Raw genomic sequence first — 18,406 nt, forward strand, 5'->3', positions numbered from 1 at the left:
CGTAAAAAAAATAATATTGTTGTATATGCGTTTGATCTTACAGCTAATGAGCAAAATATGTATGAAGGAATGGTGAACGATATCGCGATAGGAGATGGCATTAACGCTATGATGGATGATGGTGCTTATTGGGGGCAATCCATCTATCCTCCTTATGATTGGGGATTTATTTCCGGTGAGTATTCTTATACTTATAAACCGTTGGACTGGCTTTTGCGCCAGATGTATAATGTGTATTCAAAAGGATGGGTACGTCCGTCCGGAATGTGAGAAATAAAATGAATCTTAAAACTAAAGATATAATGAGTCTGATAATTCAAAACAAGAATATAATGAAAATAAGTAATAATTGTTTGGTCATGGTTTTCCTGTTATTAATAACAGGTTGTGACAACAAAGATTATACTAAGGAATCTCCTTTTGGTAATAGTGTATATATTGATGCGGCGAAAGTGAAGGATATAGCTAATTTTACATTTAATAATCTTAAACAGGATGGACAGCAACAGATTTCTGCTGTACTGGCATATCCTGCTGAGCAGGATATAGATGTCAGCTTTCGGACAGATCCTTCATTGATAAGTTATTATAATGCACGTTTAGGGAATAATTATGCAATGTTGGATGCTAAGTATTATAAGTTCTCCACCCAGCATGTTGTCATTCCTAAGGGAAGTGTAGATTCGGAAATGGTAACTATTGAATTTTCCAACCTGATAGACTTGGATATTGACACTAGCTTTCTATTACCTGTTACTATTGGAGAAGCATCAGGAGGGATGAGCATATTGGGCGGATCTAAAAATATCTGTTACATAGTGCGTCGTTCCAGTGCTATAACTACTGCTGTCAGTCTTGCTAACAATTATTTTGAGATACCGGGATTTGTTGCCGGTAGTCCTACTGCTAATGTAGTAAACGGATTGAAGCAACTTACTTTCGAAGCTGTTGTTCGAGTGAATAGATTTGATCCTCTTACTGAAATCTCATCCATTATGGGTATTGAGCAATATTGTTTGTTACGTTTTGGTGATTCTGGCTTTCCTAGACAGCAATTGCAATTTGCGGTTAATGAAATGAAATTTCCAAATGCCAATGATGGTAAACTGTTGCAACCTGGTGAGTGGTATCATGTTGCCGTTACTTATGACACGGAGACAAAGGCTGCTATTATGTATGTAGATGGTAAAGAGCAGAGCCGCATTGACGATTACGGAAATGGGGAAGCCATAAACCTTGGAAAACAGAAGAAAGGAGACTTTATGTTTAAGATAGGACACTCTTATGGAGACCCCGACGATATGAGTCGGCAATTAAATGGAGAGATTTGTGAAGTACGTATATGGAATGTGCTCCGTTCACAAGAAGAAATTTACAGGAATATGTATGATGTTGATCCCCAAACTACTGGTTTGAAAGCTTACTGGAAGTTCAACGAAGGTAAAGGAAATAACATTGCAAAAGACTTGACCGGTAATGGAAATGATGCTGTGGCTTATACAACTGCTATATGGCCGGAGGGGATTGAAGTACCGCAGAAAAATAAAGAGTAGCTTTCGGGAATAATATCTTGAAATGAAATTAGTGCAAATAAATCACCTTTGTTACATTGTGTTTCAAAGGTGATTTTTCTGTTTAGATTCAATTCTTTAAAATATCAGTCATTTTATCTTAGGCGATATATAATGTGCATTTGCTATAAGAATAATGCTTGGTGCTTTGGTTTTCTCGGATTTTATGTTCACCTTTGTATTGCATTACAATATTTAAGTCGTTTATATGTCTTAGGAGATCCTTAGTTGTCGTCAGTTGCAGGTATATATATACTTTGCAGTTAATGATAGTACGGCTCTGTGTTCCTCGTGTGGTAGGTTAATTACCCCACTCATATCCTAGGCTGCGGCTAATAGATTTGTAATGCAGCGGGGGATCAGGGTCGTATCTTTTTATTGAGATTTTTATATATCATTCTGTATTATTTTATAATAAAACATTGATTTTATTGGCTTTATAAGGAAATAGTCTTATCTTTGTAGGGCATTACATGTCTATTTTGCCGACTGGAAGCCAAGGAGCCTTTAGTCGTAAACGACTACGAACATATTTTTAATATGTTCGTAGTTTCGCGATATTACGGTTCTGTCCCCGTGTGGAGGGTTAATGCCCCCACTGTATCCTAGGCTTCGGCATAGATATGTAATGCAATGGGTCGGCAGGACCGTATTTTCTTATAATTGATTTAGAAAACTTGACTCTGTAAAGACTCTGTAAATGGCCCTGTAAACGGGAAAATTTAGCAATATAAATATTATTTTATGTATCGCTTATCGTATTGATTGAGTAATGAAACGTGCGATATAGTTTAGTGATTATGCAGAGTACAATTCTCAAAGTTATGGTTTAACGTTCGGGATAAAACTCTTTTTCTTCTTACTGAACTATCTGAATTTTTCAGATAGTTGCGTCTTCTTGTACTTCTTCTGATTCGTAATAATGGAAGTCTTTTTATCTTTTTGTATATTAATCTGAATATTGATTTGGGTAAGTGAGTGTACGTTAAATATAATTATGGTTTGAGATGGTTATTCTAATATTTTTCTTTTAGAATATCTTCGACTAAGGCAAATGTAAGATTCTCGGAATCGTATTCGGATATTTTTTTGTGCTTCTTCAAATAGGCAATTCGAGCATCTGTATATTGCTCATATAGATAATCGAATATAGAATGAATCTTACTGGTGGAAACAGTGCCATTGTTATATTCGATATAAGCGATCAAATCGCTGATATTGCAGTCTTTGGGTTGTTCGTTTCCCGATGCGACTAAATAGAATTGTGATTTAGCCCTCGAAACAGCAACATTGAGCAGGTTGGGATCGTCGGAAAAGGAAGTGATGACATCGTCGACGGTGGTCATAATGATAGCATCCTTTTCTCTTCCCTGAAATTTATGGACTGTTGCGACATCAATATCCTCTTCAAGTGCGGATTTTACTGCATCTACTTGTTTGTTATATGGAGCTATGACGCCAATTTCATCTGTTTCATAAGATAGATTCGGTAGTACTTCCTCTTTGATAACATCTATTTCCCGTTGATTCATGTGGCTGCGGGAGTGGTTACCTTTGGCTGTCCGTACGGCACAAATGACATCCTCTTCTCCTTTATCACGTGTCATGATGACAAGATCTCCACCATAAAATTTCTGATTACAGAAGTTGATGATTCGAGGATGGCATCGATAATGTTCCCGTAACAAGGTCTGCGGTACAAATGACCAATCGGGGATAAAGTTTAGATGACTTCGATGGATGGCTCTTTCTCGTCCAAAATTGGCATATGTTTTTTAAGCGCTTCTATAATTCTTTCTTTTTTATCCGTTTTCATCATTCTCAGAATCAATTTAGGATATTCATTTGATGATAACTTTAGAATACCTGAAATTTGGAGGTGTAAGCTTTTCCGATTATAGATTTTCAGTAGGTTATCATAATCTTGCGATGTAACTATGGCATCAATTTTCTGTTTAGATTGGTTATATATTTGCGGAATATCAATAGAATTCACAATCTTTTGTGCTTGCGCCTCTAAAGCTTCCATTGTATTTTCACTAGGTTTTGTGTAACATTGAAGTTTATGGCGGATTTCTCTAGAACAAATTGAACATAGTTGTAAATCATATTCTCTTTTAAACTTGTTGAATAAAAACTGTTTTACCTGATTAAATGTTTCATTAGGTTCTAATGCTTGGTTCTCTGCCACTAGTTTTATTATATCCTCGATTAGGTATAAATTTTCGACTTCAGCCACATCTAGCGTGTAAATATTCGATTCCTTATAGCATGAAATCTCCGCTTCCGTCATATAATCACGATCTATTAGCCCTTTTATGCTATAATTATGCATGTTTTTTATTCGCTCATTATTGAATGATTTTGTCATTTCTATGACTTTAGAGCAATCATGGCATGGAATTATGTTATAGTTACTGTAAACGAAAGGGTATAATTGATTATCGTAACTTCCTCTTTCTCCTTCGACAAATAGAACAGGTTTTCTATTGCCTAATACCTCAAACATTAAACTATCAGGAATATTTTCATCGGGATCTAATATTTTAATATCCCATCGGTTATTGCCAAAATATGACTTAACCCATATTTTAGTTGCTTCTTTTCTTGAAGCAGCAAAGTCTAAATCATGAGTTATATATATGAATGTTTTGTTTGGACAGAATTCTTCAATTTTATCCCATAAACGATACATAATAGATTTGTGCAAATGTATTTCAGGTTCATCTATTATGATTGTCATATCATTCGGCGCAATAAGGCATTGACCTAATAGATAAATTGTTACTCTTTCTCCATCAGACATTTCTTTGGCATGATATTCCTCTGATGAAGTGGTTTTGGCTTTTATCTTTGCATCCTCAAGAATAATTTGTCTATGAGGATATATAGCATTCCATATAGAAGTAATTTTGTCTATAATCATTTGTGGAACATCGGCTTTCGTTTCACCTCTTTTTTCTTTATCCTTACAGTCTATAACATAAGCTCTATCTTCTTTATTTAAACGGGCAAAGATAGCAGATAAAACGCTGTCATAATCATCTATTAGTTTAGTAGTTAATCCATTCCCCCAATTCCATTTGTAATTTTTATCATGGTGAAGTTCTTCACCATAATATATTTTATTCCATGCCGCTTCTTCGCTTTTGATAGTGATATTATCCGGGATTGACAATGCTCTTTGAGCTGAAATTCTAAGGACTTCTCCATTTGCTGATTGCTGTTCAATCCAAGCACCTAGATGGCTTTTTCCACTTCCATTTGCGCCTACAATAACAAAATTTTGTACACTCTCAATTTTTGTAGGTTTATTGTTCACAGGTATGATTATAGACTTGTTACTCATTGTTTTTTTCTGATAAATTATTGTATTTGATGTTTGGTTCAGCAGTTATGGTGTATGAACTGCTTTCAGGAAACTCATATTTCTTCGGGGCTTTTTGATAAAGAGGTTCTGAATCATCATTATCCGTTCATTGTTTGCATTGACGAATGACTGTTTCCAATGCATTAGCAGCTTCCTCGGGCGGATATTTATATTTCTTCAGCAACCGCTTTATCATTTTGCGCATTCCGGCTCTGGCAGATTCTTTTTTCTGCCAGTCAATGTTAGTTATCTCTTAATTTAGCTTCTATCTCTTCAATGGTAGGCATGGTACCTTCCACTTTTTCGGGATAGAACTTCTCCAGATCATATTCGGAAATACCCAAAGGTTGGCTGCTCGACTCCAAAGCATACTGAGCTTGTATGCGGTCTTTCTCTTTGCAAATCAGTAAGCCGATGGTTGGGTTATCCCGTCCTTCCTTACGCAGCAAATGATTGCAAGCTACCACATATCCACCTAATTGACCGATGTCGGCAAAAGCAAATTTACCGATCTTTACCTCTACCACTACATAGCAGGAAAGCGAAAGATTATAAAAGAGTAAGTCGATAAAGTTTTCCGTTTCGCCTATTTCCAAACGATATTCTTTGCCCACATAAGCGAAACCTGTACCCAGTTCAATCAGGAATCGGGTAATGTTATTCAGTAGAGCATTTTTGAGCAATCGTTCATTGTAACGCCCAGTTATACCCGTGAAAGCAAAATTGTAGGGGTCTTTGGTCAACTCCTGTGCAAGGTCGCTCATCGCATCGGGCAATGTTTTTGTAAAGTTAGTCAGTGCCTTGCCCTGCCGCTCATAAAGGTCGGTGCTAATGAAATTGAGCAGCATACTACGACTCCAGCCGTTCTCCACCGTCTGGTGAACATAGAACAGAGCTTTGTCTATATCGTCTTTCACTTTATCCATTATCAAGCAATGGTGTCTCCATGGGACTTCAAATATTCCACCAACTTGGTGGAAAGTTTTCAGAGCATCCTTATATAACAAATAAAACTTCCTACAATAGTAGATATTGCTCTTTGACAAACCAGCCGCATTGGGTATAGCTTCACGTAAATCTTTGCTCAATTGAGTGATAACACTTTCGCCCCAGCGTTCTTCTACGTGCAATTCAACAATGTCACGACCTAAAAGCCAGTTGAATTTCAACTGTTCCACATTTACTTTCACCGCTGCCTTTATTTGGCTTTGACGATAGCGACCGCAAAGGTCTTTCACCCATTGCAGATATTCTTTATCAAGTATGTTTATTGACTGGTTCATCGTAATCTATAATACTTCAGTTGCGTTAATTTTTAGTTCTCCTGACATCAGCTTCGGGAGAAGAGTGTCGCGTAGAATTGTTAACCTAATACTTTCCTGTTCATTTCTTAGTATTTGGTCGAAATACGGTTTATTTATCTGCCTATTTTGGTAAAACAGATGATTCTTATTGTTATGTGTATTGTATCTTATCCGCATTTTAATTAATGTATTAAAAGTAGAAAATAATTTCCATTGTGCTGTCGTACTTTAAATGAGAAGTAAATGTAGGTATTATTATTGATGTAATTGTTATAGTTGGAGTAAAATTTATTCTTTTGGTTGTTAGAATATGCAGAAACTTCTATTCTAACAAAAAAAATGATTTGCAATGAGCATTCTAATGCAAGTTTAATACTTCGCTTAACTTATCTCCAATAATTTTTTTCTCATTACTACCTATAGTAGACAATCTCACCAATGGAATTCCGTACAACTCTAAGATACGATCCTTTTTAATATCACGTTCTGACTGACTCGTCCCCGATTTGTGGAATGTATAACCATCTGTTTCAATAGCCAATATCGGTTGTTTACTCACACGATTATAAATTAGAAAATCGATATGAGTATTTATATTTGCAGCATATTTGCTTTCCTCTTCATTCAATAGAGAATAATCCTGAATCAACATATAGAGTGGTAAATGGCAAATGATATTCAAATGACGCATATTGATATTTTCTTTCAGGATATCTTCAAGTAATGCAAATGTAAGATTCTCGGAATCGTATTCGGATATTTTTTGTGCTTCTTCAAATAGGCAATTCGAGCATCTGTATATTGCTCATATAGATAATCGAATATAGAATGAATCTTACTGGTGGAAACAGTACCATTGTTATATTCGATATAAGCAATCAAATCGCTGATATTGCAGTCTTTGGGTTGTTCGTTTCCCGATACGACTAAATAGAATTGTGACTTAGCCCGCGAAACAGCAACATTGAGCAGGTTTGGATCGTCGGAAAAGGAAGTGATGACATCGTCGACAGTGGTCATAATGATAGCATCCTTTTCTCTTCCCTGAAACTTATGGACTGTTGCGACATCAATATCCTCTTCAAGTGCGGATTTTACTGCATCTACTTGTTTGTTATATGGAGCTATGACGCCAATTTCATCTGTTTCATAAGATAGATTCGGTAGTACTTCCTCTTTGATAACATCTATTTCCCGTTGATTCATGTGACTGCGGGAGTGATTACCTTTGGCTGTCCGTATGGCACAAATGACATCCTCTTCTCCTTTATCACGTGTCATGATGACAAGATCTCCACCATAAAATTTCTGATTACAGAAGTTGATAATTCGGGGATGGCATCGATAATGTTCCCGTAACAAGGTCTGCGGTATATTCGGAATAACTTTGCAGATGGATTGCAAAAAACTCATATTGGCACAATCATATTCCGGCTTAATCAGGCACGCATTAGCGATAAAGTTTAGCTTTTCCTTATTTTCTTCCGTGACCACATTGGGAAGTTGCATGGTGTCACCGACAATGATTGCATTTTTAGCACATGACAAGGCTAAAGCTCCGGTCTCAACGGAAACCTGTGATGCTTCGTCCATAATGATATAATCATATACGGCATCTCGTTGCAGACTGCTTAATGATGAAAAGGTCGTACTTAAGATAATAGGGTATTCTTTCTGTACCTCTCGCCAATTATTTTTTAGATCAGGGAGCGTAAAGATGGGCTTGTCATGATTATTGCCATAGGTATGAAATAACTGATTCTTTAGATATTTCATTGATGTATCGGCCATTTGTCTAGCCATTTCTGCTGCATCTTTGTTGGCAAGTTCCTTTTCTAATGTGTCTATTTCAACTTCCAGTTCTGCATACTTTGTTTGGTAGAATAAGATTTGGAAGTCGGCGATAATCAAACTCATCTCCCGTTTATAAAAACCTTTATTGGGGATTTTACAAATCGCTTTGCTTCTGAATTTAAAGAATAACCATTTCAACCGTTGAATAAAAGCTGCTATTCCCCGAGGACTTGATGATTGTTCTTTTTCTGCAAATTGCTGACATTCATTCCATAAATTCAGAAGGTCTGCCGAACTGGAATTTTTCCGTTGTTGGAGAGTAAATTCTTTTGTTCCGAACTCTTGCAGATAATGTTGCCACTCTATTTTTAAAGCTTGTATTTCCTGTCTTGCCATGGCAAGGCGTTCCTGTTTGTAAAATATGCTTTTTAGTTCTTCTGTCTGATGATGTATCTGATTGAGAAATTGAGGTTGGTCGACATCCGTATTATGCCATGACTCAAAGTGCTCCGGATATTGTTTTTCCTCTTCTTGAGTCTCGATGAATTTCTCTTTGTTAGCTGTGCTGCCAAGCAATGCAACAATGAATCCCATATCGTATTTGGATAACTTCTCAAGTACATTGACAATGGCGGAGTTATTATTAGATACTACCTGAACAGTCTTACCACGCACAAGGATATTGGCAATGATGTTCAGAATCGTTTGGGTCTTTCCAGTTCCCGGAGGTCCTTGTATAACACTGATTTGATTCTCAAAAGCTGCCTGGACTGCTTTTTGCTGGCTTGCATTACAACCGAAAGGAAAAATCAAGGTTGAGGCAGGCTGGGTCTGCATTTTATATTTTTGAGGATTCAGATATACAGCAATAGCTCTGTTGTTTGCGATGAAATGAATCTTTTCATATTGTTTTGCCAATAGCTTCGTTCCGTCATCAGCTTTCAATTCGTTCGCATCGGCAACTTTCTTCAAATATTCGAATATACTTTTCGAACGACTCTCTCCCAAGCATGATTCGATAATTTCTAAGTCCTTTTCTCTGTAATCATACTCTTTACCATTCAGAAAACGAATGTGCCAATAGTTGTGTGATCCGGCCTTAAAAATAGATAAGGCTTTGATGTTTGATAAAGTTCTCCCTTTACTGATTATTTGATAATTATTGGGGTCCGGTTTGTCCGGATCAGTCAGCCAAAGGACATTTTCTTCTTTGTAAGTATACGCACTGGGAACATTCCGGAATACTACCTTATAGTTGCCATTATGATTTTGGCAACTTTCTATTTCAGGAGTCTTGATTTGACCTTTTATAATAATCAGATTTTCGGAAGTATCTATCATAGGCTTGTGTGTAAATATAATAAGTCATGCTGCTGTTTTTATTTATTATTTAGGATATAAAAGTAAGAATATTTTCCAGAATATCAAAGCTGAAGTAGAAAAAACAGTGAATGACTTTATTCAGCTTTGTATTGTTATAAATATAGAGTGAGATTCGGTTTGGGAGTATTGAACGTGATAAAAGAGATTTGTTTTGCCAATGAAATCATTATCTTTGCAAGGTATATATTAATGAACGAGGAGGATATTATGCTTGCATACACATATATTGAACACGGAAAGTTTGAATTGCAGGAGAAAGCAAGACCGGAAATAAAGGATTCACGGGATGCAGTCGTGCGTGTAACACTTGGTAGCATCTGCACCAGTGATCTTCATATTAAACATGGCAGTGTGCCGCGTGCTGTGCCCGGAATAACTGTCGGGCATGAGATGGTAGGTGTGGTAGAACAAGTAGGGGCTGATGTCACTTCGGTGAAGCCTGGTGACAGGGTGACTGTGAATGTCGAAACTTTCTGCGGTGAGTGTTTTTTCTGTAAGCATGGATATGTGAATAACTGTACTGATCCTAATGGCGGTTGGGCTTTAGGTTGTCGAATTGATGGCGGTCAGGCGGAATATGTCAGAGTTCCTTATGCGGATCAAGGTTTGAATCGTATTCCGGATACAGTGAGTGATGAACAAGCTTTGTTTGTCGGTGATGTGCTTGCAACAGGCTTTTGGGCAACACGCATCTCGGAAATAACCGCGGAAGATACTGTTCTTATCATCGGTGCCGGACCTACTGGGATTTGTACTTTATTGTGTGTGATGCTGAAGAAGCCCAAACGCATTATTGTCTGTGAAAAGTCTCCTGAAAGAATTCGGTTTGTCTGCGAGCATTATCCTGATGTGTTGGTGACTGAACCGGAAAACTGCAAGGATTTTGTTCTCAAGAACAGTGACCATGGTGGTGCAGATGTCGTTTTGGAAGTGGCAGGGAGTGACGATTCCTTCCATTTGGCTTGGAATTGTGCCCGTCCTAATGCTATTGTCACGATTGTAGCCCTCTATGATAAACCACAACTTCTTCCTTTACCTGATATGTATGGCAAGAATTTGGTTTTTAAAACAGGTGGAGTGGATGGCTGCGATTGTAACGAGATTCTCATGCTGATTGAGGAAGGTAAAATTGATACAACTCCTCTTATTACACATCGATTTCCATTAAATGAGATTGAGGAAGCTTACCGTATTTTCGAGAACAAGTTGGATGGGGTTATTAAAGTAGCTATATCAGGAAATAAATAAAAATAGAATTTTTGTATGAAGAATATACTGATAGTAAGTAATAATGATATGTGCCGCAGTCGTATGGCACAGGAAATTTTGAACTCCTTCGGTAGAGGGATGAAGATTAGTACTGCCGGTATTTTGGCTGGAAATTCTGTTCCTGACGTTGTTTGCCAAGTGATGGAACAAAATGGATATGACTTTTCGCGTAGAAAGCCCTGTGACGTTGCGACGTATGCCCAACAGACATGGGATTATGTCATTACCCTTTGTCCGGAAGCGGAGGAAGTGCAAAAGGAAATGCAGAGTGTAGTGAGAAAATACGTTTCTTTCAACTTTACAGATCCCTTTCAGGGAGGAATTCATGTAGAAGATGAGCAGGAAGAACGGGTTAGGGCACTATATGACATCATGCATAAAGAACTGTATGAGTTCTTTCGGAGTGAATTGATGGAAAAGTTGTTGCCTCGCTGTTCCTGTGGCGCAAATACGTATTGTAGGTGTGAGTAGGAATTAAGTAATCATATATGTACATCATCCGGTAATGGTGGCAGAATTGCGTCATTTTGAACGCGAAGTTGCCAGAAAGCAATAGCGGATGCGGCGGCTACATTGAGAGAATCGACACCGTTTGCCATAGGAATGCGGACTACATAGTCCGCCTCATTAATTGTTTCGTTTTGAAGACCATCCCCCTCTGTTCCCATTACGATGGCTAACTTGGGTTCGGTTGCTAAGATAGGATTATCGATAGAGATTGATTTCTCCGTGAGTGCCATAGCGACTGTACGGAAACCCAGTTTGCGCAACTCATTGGGAGAACCGTCCAACCAAGTCCATGGTATCAGGAAGACAGAACCCATCGAAACCCTGACTGCACGTCGGTTTAACGGATCACAAGAATTGCGTGTTAATAATATAGCATCTATCCCCAAGGCGGCTGCGGAACGGAAGATGGCTCCGATATTAGTAGCGTCTACCACGCCCTCAATGACTACGATCCGCCGGGCTTTCCGACACACCTCCTCTACACTTGGTAGTGCCCGACGACGCATGGCACAGAGGACACCGCGCGTCAGTGTATATCCGGTCAATGTGGCAAGTAACTTTCTTTCACCGGTATAGACAGGTATATCACCACAACGTTCAATGATGCCAGCGGCATCACCAGTGATATGCTTCTGTTCACACAAGAGGGCTAAAGGCTCATAACCAGCATTCAGAGCTACATGGATAACTTTGGGGCTTTCTGCAATAAGCAATCCCTTATCAGGCTCGATACGATTCCGTAATTGAGCTTCGGTGAGGGTACTGAATATTTCTACTCCGGAGTCTGTTAAGGATGATATTTCTATAATGGGCATAGTGATTTCTTTAAACGATCTATTTTATTGCAGCAATGATAGTATGCGCTTCTTACTTACCAATACAAAAATGTTGAAAGATATTTTGAAGCACCATATCATTCGTAACCTCCCCCGCTATGTCCGAAATAAAGAAGATACACTCTCGTATGTCTTGCGAAAGAAAATCCCCGGAAATCTGCGAATCAAGTCCGTTTTGTACTCTATGAATAGCTTCCAAAGCTTTGTTTAAAGCTTCGTAATGTCTTACGTTTGTCACAATAATATCATTCTGTGTCACTGTAGGCAAGTGTGCAGCATCAATAAGCATTTTTTGTAGCTCACTTGTATTCTTCCGTTGTTTGGCCGAGATGAAAATAGATTCCGTAGATTCTTTGGGGAAGTCTTTTAATAAAGATAATACATTCTCTTTCTGTTTATCTTCAATCAAATCAGTCTTATTGAATACAACAATCAAATGTTTTCCTTCACAACGTGGAATTATTTTCTCCGATAACTGTTCAATTTGAGAAGCGGCATTCACAGCATCTACCATCCAAAGAACAATCTCCGCCTGATCCAACTTCTGAAAAGTACGTTCAATACCCAAACTTTCAATCGTGTCATTGGTTTCCCGGATTCCGGCGGTATCAATGAACCGGAAAGTGATTCCTCCGATATTGACAGTATCTTCGATTACATCACGTGTTGTCCCGTGAATATCACTGACAATGGCTTTATCCTCATTCAATAATACATTCAGTAAAGTCGATTTTCCGGCATTTGTTTCACCGATGATAGCTACGGGAACACCATTCTTAATGGCGTTGCCGACACTAAATGAATGAGCCAACCGCGAAATGACCTGTTCAATTTCATCTGCCAGTTTCCTTAATGCCGAACGATCGGCAAATTCCACATCCTCTTCGCTGAAATCCAACTCCAATTCAATCATGGAAGTGAAATTCAACAACTTGTTGCGTAGATCTGTCAGCTCTTTACTGAATCCACCCCGCATCTGGCTCATTGCCAATCGGTGAGTGGCAGCAGATGAAGAAGCAATCAAGTCCGCCACAGCTTCTGCCTGACTTAAATCCATTTTTCCATTGAGGAAAGCACGTTGCGTATATTCTCCCGGCTGGGCCATGCGGCAACCGTTTTTAATAAGCAACTGCATTACCTGTTGAAGAATATAAGTGGAACCATGACACGTGATTTCCGTACTGTCTTCTCCCGTATACGAATGAGGAGCACGGAAAAGGCTGACGAGCACTTCATCAATCATCTCGTCTCCGTCATAAATACGCCCGAATGTCAAAGTATATGGTTTTTGTTCGCTCAATAATTTGCCAGCTTTGGCTGGCTTGAAGATGCTGCCGGTAATAGAAATAGCTTCCGGACCGGAAACGCGGATGCTTCCGATAGCACCGCCTTGAGCGGTAGCGATGGCACAGATAGTATCTTGAATCATTGTTTTTTCTTTTTGGATGAGCAAAGATAATTGTTTCTAAGTAAAAAACAGAAAATTGAGCACAACTTGTGCTTTATTTGTTTATATTTGCTGCCATGCAGTGGTACACCAAACAAAATAAAACAATAATGCTTATGGAACCAGCGATTAATTTATATTCTTCCAATGAAAAGAGTGAACTCATACGGGAGAACTCACAAGAAATACTTTCTGTCCTTGCAGCTCATCAAATAGCTTTGTGGGAATATGATATCATTACGGGCAAATGCTCCTTTTCAAACGATTATTTTTTTACACTGGGATTAAAGGATGCCGGGATCATTTTTGAAGATATAGATGATTTCTATCGGTTTATTCATCCGGAAGATATTGAATTCTATAAACAAGCCTTTGCAGAAATGCTTTCATCAGACTCTAAGACCTCACAAATTAGAGTTCGTTGTATAAGTGAACAAGGGAAAGTAATTTGGCTGGAAGATCATTTTCTGTCTTACAAAGAGAGTTGCGAAAGTCATCCGGGTAAACTGCTGGCATATACGGTGAACGTCACTTCACAATGCGAAAAGGAGCAACATATCAAATATCTGGAAGAGTATAATCGCAAAATAATTGAAGCATTGCCGGAATTCATTTTTATTTTTGATGATAATTTCTTTATTACCGATGTCCTGATGGCACCGGGAACGATATTGCTTCACCCTGTGGAAGTGCTACGCGGAGCAGATGGACGATCTATTTATTCACCGGAGGTTAGCGACTTGTTCATTTGTAACATTAGGGAATGTTTGCGTGATGGTAAGTTGAAGGAAATAGAATATCCGCTTGAAGTGGATGGAAGTCTGCATTATTTTCAGGCACGTATCGCCCCCTTTGAAGGAAACAGGGTACTTGCGTTGATACATGATATCGGAGACCGGATTCAGCGTTCGCAGGAATTGATCGAAGCTAAACGTCGTGCGGAAGATGCTGATAAAATGAAGTCGGTCTTTTTAGCTAATATGAGCCATGAAATTCGTACTCCGTTGAATGCTATTGTCGGTTTTTCGGAGATTATCGCAGTGACAGAAAGTGAAGAAGAGAAAATGGAGTATCTGGAAATTATTCAGAGAAATAGCAACCTGTTACTGCAGTTGATTAATGATATTTTAGACCTTTCCCGTATTGAATCCGGCAAATCGGAAATGCATTTCCAGCAGGTTGAGATCGCAGGACTAGTGGAAGAAGTGGAAAAAGTGCACCAGCTGAAGATGAAGTCGAATGTAGAATTGAAAGTGATTCGTCCCGAAGGAGAATACTGGACTTCTACTGATCGTAACCGTGTGATGCAGGTATTGTTCAATTTCTTGTCGAACGCAATTAAAAATACGGAAAAGGGAAGTATAACTTTAGGCTTGAAACATGAAGGCTCCTGGCTGAAACTGTATGTCAGCGATACGGGTTGCGGTATATCCAAAGAGAAACTCCCTCAAATTTTCACCCGGTTTGAGAAACTGAATGATTTTGTGCAAGGCACCGGATTAGGGCTTTCAATTTGTAAAAGCATTGTAGAACGACTGGGCGGCCGTATCGAGGTAACTTCAGAATTGGGGCAGGGGAGTACGTTTGCACTCTATTTGCCTTATCAGGAAGTACCGAAAGAAGTTGCTGAAAGAAGCCTCTCACATAAGAAGAACGTCGATGAGGATAAACGTAAAAAGATATTAGTGGTAGAAGACATTGAGTCGAACTTTGTCCAACTTAATATTCTTCTGAATAAGGAATATATTATTTCATGGGTACGCAACGGACAGGAAGCCATCAATAGTTTTATCCGCGAAAAGCCGGATTTGATTCTGATGGATATTCGTATGCCGATCATGGACGGTATTCAAGCCACTGAAAAGATCCGTACTATTTCTCTGACTGTGCCTATTATTGCAGTGACCGCGTATGCTTTCTATACTGAACAGCAACAGGCTATTCAGGCAGGATGCAACGCTGTTATCTCAAAGCCCTATTCTTTGGAAAGGTTGAAAGAGACAATAGAATCTTATATCGGATAATTAATTTTCTAAAAGAGAACTAACATTCTGAATGTTGTAGTGTTATTTATTATATAGTAGTAACATTATAATATATTAGAATATGGAGAAAGTGAAAAAGATAGTCCTTATCGGGGCAAGCGGCTTTGTGGGCTCTGCCCTTCTGAATGAAGCATTGAATCGTGGTTTCGAGGTTACGGCAGTGGTTCGTCATCCGGAAAAGATAAAGATAGAGAATGAAAATCTGAAAGTGGTGAAAGCCGATGTCTCCGCGCTTGATGAAGTGGCTGCCGTTTGTAAGGGTGCAGATGCTGTTATTAGTGCATTCAATCCGGGATGGAATAATCCTGATATATACGATGAAACAATCAAAGTTTATCTGACCATTATTGATGGAGTGAAGAAAGCGGGTGTTAATCGCTTTTTGATGGTAGGCGGTGCCGGTTCTTTGTTTATCGCTCCGGGCTTGCGTCTGATGGATTCCGGTGAAGTACCTGAAAATATATTGCCGGGAGTGAAAGCTCTAGGAGAGTTCTATCTGAACTTTTTAAAGAAAGAAAAGGAAATAGACTGGGTATTTTTCTCTCCGGCAGCGGATATGCGTCCGGGAGTACGTACAGGACGTTATCGGTTGGGAAAAGATGATATGATTGTAGATATTGTAGGAAACAGCCATATCTCTGTTGAAGATTATGCCGCCGCCATGATTGATGAACTGGAATATCCGAAACATCATCAGGAGAGATTTACAATTGGTTATTAATAAAAAAACAATGGCTTGAATCTACACATATTATCAGTGAAAGATTCAAGCCGTTATACATTCTTTTAATTGCAATTTTATTCTTTCGATTACAATTTAACTCTCCTGAATATAGATTTATATCCTGTCAAGTACTGTCTTAATTAGCGTATCGATTGTATTCTTATATCCGGTGTTGGCCTCTTTGATAAGTCGGTTGGCTATCACCATGCAGACGGTCATAGCCTTGTGTCCCATCAATCGGCTAAGTCCTGCCAAAGCTGAACTTTCCATTTCGAAGTTGGTAATTTTGTAACCTTTATATTCGAACGCTTCAATCTTATCATTCTGTTTCGGGTCTGCTAACGGGATACGAAGTTCACGTCCTTGAGGACCGAAGAAACCTCCGGCAGCGATTGTCACTCCACGTACCATGTCGTCTTTGGCGATCCGGTCAATCAATTCTTCATTGGCATCAATGACGTAAGGAGCAGGAGCGCACATATTTCCCGACCAACCCATGTGATTGAGGAAAGCACGTTCGAAAGGCAAATCGCATACGGCATTACGTCCGGCATAGAAATTCAGTAACCCGTCGAAACCGATGGACTTTTGTGAACAGACAAAAGTTCCGACAGGCGTATTGGGTTGCAGACCGCCACATGTGCCGATACGCACTAATTCCAGTTGGCGGAACTGATCCTTTTCTTCACGGGTGACAAAGTCGATATTGGCGAGTGCATCTAATTCATTCATTACGATGTCGATGTTATCGCAACCGATTCCTGTAGAGACTACCGTAATCCGTTTACCTTTGTAAGTACCCGTGATGGTTTTGAATTCGCGGCTTTCCACTTCACATTCTTTGTTTTCGAAATGAGAAGCTACGAGTGCTACACGTCCGGGGTCACCTACCAGGATTACTTTATCTGCCAACCATTCGGGTTTTACGTGAAGATGGAATACTGAACCGTCTTCATTGATTATCAATTCAGAGGATGGAAAGTACTTTTTCATGTCATTGAAAGGTTTTAGTTTTATAATAGGATTGTATCTATAAATAGAAACGCCGGAACCGGATTTAAGTTCAGAAGAAGTCTCTTTCTTTTTCCATAGGAAAGGGGAGAACGTCTTACGACTGAAATAAAATCGGATTCCGGCGTTTGTGAACGATTATTTGCTCAATGGCTGATTGCCAGCATTGCCTGTTGTCGGCTTGGCGATATTCTCACGCATGGAAGTATCAGCTTCGATATTCTTCATGCGATAATAATCCATGATGCCTAAGTTTCCACTGCGGAAAGCTTCAGCCATTGCTTTAGGAACTTCAGCTTCTGCTTCGATCACTTTGGCACGAGCTTCCTGTGCTTTTGCTTTCATTTCCTGTTCGGAAGCTACTGCCATAGCACGGCGCTCTTCAGCTTTTGCCTGTGCAATATTCTTATCTGCATTAGCCTGATCGATTTGCAGAGCCGCACCGATGTTCTTACCTATGTCGATGTCCGCAATATCAATAGACAGAATCTCGAAAGCAGTTCCTGCGTCCAGACCTTTACGAAGTACAAGTTTAGAGATAGAATCCGGATTCTCCAATACCGATTTATGGTTTTCAGAAGAACCGATAGACGAAACGATACCTTCACCTACACGGGCAAGGATCGTATCTTCACCTGCACCACCGACCAGCTGGCGGATATTGGCACGTACTGTAACACGAGCCTTAGCTATCAACTGGATACCGTCTTTCGCAACAGCCGTTACAGGAGGAGTATCAATCACTTTCGGGTTTACAGACATCTGTACAGCTTCGAATACGTCACGTCCTGCCAGGTCGATAGCAGTAGCCATCTGGAAAGGCAATTCGATGTTGGCTTTCGATGCCGATACTAAGGCGTGAACTACCTTTTCTACGTGTCCGCCAGCCAGATAATGGGCTTCCAGTTCGTCGCGGGTGATATTTTTCAGACCGGCTTTGTGGGCTTCGATCATTCCCGGAACGATGATATACGGCGGAACGTTACGTATACGCATTAAGAATAGTTGTATCAGCGAGATGTTAACTCCCGAAACTTTAGCCGACAACCAAAGGAAGAACGGCACGTAATGGAAAAATATTATCAAGAAGATAATACCTCCGGCTATCAGAAAGATAGGCAAGTAGAAAGATGATTCCATTG

Annotated in this window: 12 protein-coding genes and 3 pseudogenes; 6 read left to right on the forward strand and 9 right to left on the reverse strand. The window is 39.3% G+C overall.

All coding sequences use genetic code 11. The features are described 5' to 3' along the window. Together HMPREF9010_RS02880 and HMPREF9010_RS02875 are read left to right on the forward strand one after the other, a co-directional pair. On the forward strand, positions 1–270 hold a 270-nt coding region (locus HMPREF9010_RS02880; RefSeq protein WP_157453737.1), incomplete at its 5' end, for a hypothetical protein. Positions 271–302: 32 nt separating this feature from the next. Then, positions 303–1,553, forward strand: coding sequence for a DUF1735 and LamG domain-containing protein (locus HMPREF9010_RS02875; RefSeq protein ID WP_004310970.1), 1,251 nt, complete (start codon positions 303–305; stop codon positions 1,551–1,553). Between the two features lie 1,043 nt (positions 1,554–2,596). On the opposite strand, the pseudogene HMPREF9010_RS02870 reads toward HMPREF9010_RS02875, so the two are convergent. The 5 genes and pseudogenes from HMPREF9010_RS02870 to HMPREF9010_RS02860 all read right to left on the reverse strand — a co-directional run. Continuing rightward, positions 2,597–3,271 (reverse strand): annotated as a pseudogene (locus tag HMPREF9010_RS02870) (DEAD/DEAH box helicase); the annotation flags it as partial. Between the two features lie 23 nt (positions 3,272–3,294). Next, positions 3,295–4,920: a DUF4435 domain-containing protein gene (locus HMPREF9010_RS0124815; RefSeq protein ID WP_050428303.1), complete on the reverse strand. Its 1,626-nt coding sequence runs from the start codon at positions 4,918–4,920 to the stop codon at positions 3,295–3,297. Beyond that, positions 4,913–5,182 (reverse strand): annotated as a pseudogene (locus tag HMPREF9010_RS26645) (type I restriction enzyme endonuclease domain-containing protein); the annotation flags it as partial. The pseudogene HMPREF9010_RS26645 and the gene HMPREF9010_RS0124815, both read right to left, overlap by 8 nt. A gap of 1 nt (position 5,183) precedes the next feature. After that, the gene (locus HMPREF9010_RS02865; protein WP_008651288.1) at positions 5,184–6,224 is read right to left on the reverse strand and encodes a YhcG family protein; all 1,041 of its coding nucleotides are present in this window, start codon (positions 6,222–6,224) and stop codon (positions 5,184–5,186) included. A gap of 379 nt (positions 6,225–6,603) precedes the next feature. Next, positions 6,604–9,380: pseudogene (locus tag HMPREF9010_RS02860) on the reverse strand (AAA domain-containing protein). Positions 9,381–9,629: 249 nt separating this feature from the next. Between HMPREF9010_RS02860 and HMPREF9010_RS02855 the strand changes: the two are divergent. Both HMPREF9010_RS02855 and HMPREF9010_RS02850 read left to right on the forward strand, forming a co-directional pair. After that, a complete protein-coding gene (locus HMPREF9010_RS02855; RefSeq protein WP_032852958.1) occupies positions 9,630–10,670 on the forward strand; it encodes an alcohol dehydrogenase in 1,041 nt (346 codons plus the stop codon). A gap of 15 nt (positions 10,671–10,685) precedes the next feature. Beyond that, a complete protein-coding gene (locus tag HMPREF9010_RS02850) occupies positions 10,686–11,162 on the forward strand; it encodes a low molecular weight phosphatase family protein (RefSeq protein ID WP_004304876.1) in 477 nt (158 codons plus the stop codon). Positions 11,163–11,173: 11 nt separating this feature from the next. Here the strand turns inward: HMPREF9010_RS02850 and HMPREF9010_RS02845 are convergent, their stop codons facing one another. Continuing rightward, positions 11,174–12,016, reverse strand: coding sequence for a TrmH family RNA methyltransferase (locus HMPREF9010_RS02845; RefSeq protein ID WP_004304878.1), 843 nt, complete (start codon positions 12,014–12,016; stop codon positions 11,174–11,176). Between the two features lie 52 nt (positions 12,017–12,068). Beyond that, positions 12,069–13,466, reverse strand: coding sequence for a tRNA uridine-5-carboxymethylaminomethyl(34) synthesis GTPase MnmE (mnmE, locus tag HMPREF9010_RS02840; protein WP_008651294.1), 1,398 nt, complete (start codon positions 13,464–13,466; stop codon positions 12,069–12,071). Positions 13,467–13,600: 134 nt separating this feature from the next. On the opposite strand from mnmE, the gene HMPREF9010_RS02835 reads away from it, so the two are divergent. Both HMPREF9010_RS02835 and HMPREF9010_RS02830 read left to right on the forward strand, forming a co-directional pair. Continuing rightward, positions 13,601–15,508 carry a PAS domain-containing hybrid sensor histidine kinase/response regulator gene (locus HMPREF9010_RS02835; RefSeq protein ID WP_004309766.1) on the forward strand — a complete coding sequence of 636 codons (1,908 nt, stop codon included), beginning with the start codon at positions 13,601–13,603 and terminating at the stop codon, positions 15,506–15,508. Between the two features lie 82 nt (positions 15,509–15,590). After that, a complete protein-coding gene (locus HMPREF9010_RS02830; RefSeq protein ID WP_004302018.1) occupies positions 15,591–16,250 on the forward strand; it encodes an NAD(P)-dependent oxidoreductase in 660 nt (219 codons plus the stop codon). A gap of 117 nt (positions 16,251–16,367) precedes the next feature. On the opposite strand, the gene HMPREF9010_RS02825 is transcribed toward HMPREF9010_RS02830, so the two are convergent. Together HMPREF9010_RS02825 and floA are read right to left on the reverse strand one after the other, a co-directional pair. Next, positions 16,368–17,246, reverse strand: coding sequence for a nucleoside phosphorylase (locus HMPREF9010_RS02825; RefSeq protein ID WP_004320316.1), 879 nt, complete (start codon positions 17,244–17,246; stop codon positions 16,368–16,370). Positions 17,247–17,402: 156 nt separating this feature from the next. Continuing rightward, entirely contained in the window at positions 17,403–18,404 is a 1,002-nt protein-coding gene (gene floA / locus HMPREF9010_RS02820; protein WP_004304885.1) for a flotillin-like protein FloA, read from the reverse strand. Between the last annotated feature and the right edge of the window lie 2 nt (positions 18,405–18,406).

Source organism: Bacteroides sp. 3_1_23, from assembly GCF_000162555.1.
GTDB lineage: Bacteria > Bacteroidota > Bacteroidia > Bacteroidales > Bacteroidaceae > Bacteroides > Bacteroides ovatus.

Coding starts and splice junctions, on each gene's coding strand:
- HMPREF9010_RS02875 (WP_004310970.1), top strand. CDS start 303: ATGAGTCTGATAATTCAAAACAAGAATATAATGAAAATAAGTAATAAT.
- HMPREF9010_RS0124815 (WP_050428303.1), bottom strand. CDS start 4,920: ATGAGTAACAAGTCTATAATCATACCTGTGAACAATAAACCTACAAAA.
- HMPREF9010_RS02865 (WP_008651288.1), bottom strand. CDS start 6,224: ATGAACCAGTCAATAAACATACTTGATAAAGAATATCTGCAATGGGTG.
- HMPREF9010_RS02855 (WP_032852958.1), top strand. CDS start 9,630: ATGCTTGCATACACATATATTGAACACGGAAAGTTTGAATTGCAGGAG.
- HMPREF9010_RS02850 (WP_004304876.1), top strand. CDS start 10,686: ATGAAGAATATACTGATAGTAAGTAATAATGATATGTGCCGCAGTCGT.
- HMPREF9010_RS02845 (WP_004304878.1), bottom strand. CDS start 12,016: ATGCCCATTATAGAAATATCATCCTTAACAGACTCCGGAGTAGAAATA.
- mnmE (WP_008651294.1), bottom strand. CDS start 13,466: ATGATTCAAGATACTATCTGTGCCATCGCTACCGCTCAAGGCGGTGCT.
- HMPREF9010_RS02835 (WP_004309766.1), top strand. CDS start 13,601: ATGGAACCAGCGATTAATTTATATTCTTCCAATGAAAAGAGTGAACTC.
- HMPREF9010_RS02830 (WP_004302018.1), top strand. CDS start 15,591: ATGGAGAAAGTGAAAAAGATAGTCCTTATCGGGGCAAGCGGCTTTGTG.
- HMPREF9010_RS02825 (WP_004320316.1), bottom strand. CDS start 17,246: ATGAAAAAGTACTTTCCATCCTCTGAATTGATAATCAATGAAGACGGT.
- floA (WP_004304885.1), bottom strand. CDS start 18,404: ATGGAATCATCTTTCTACTTGCCTATCTTTCTGATAGCCGGAGGTATT.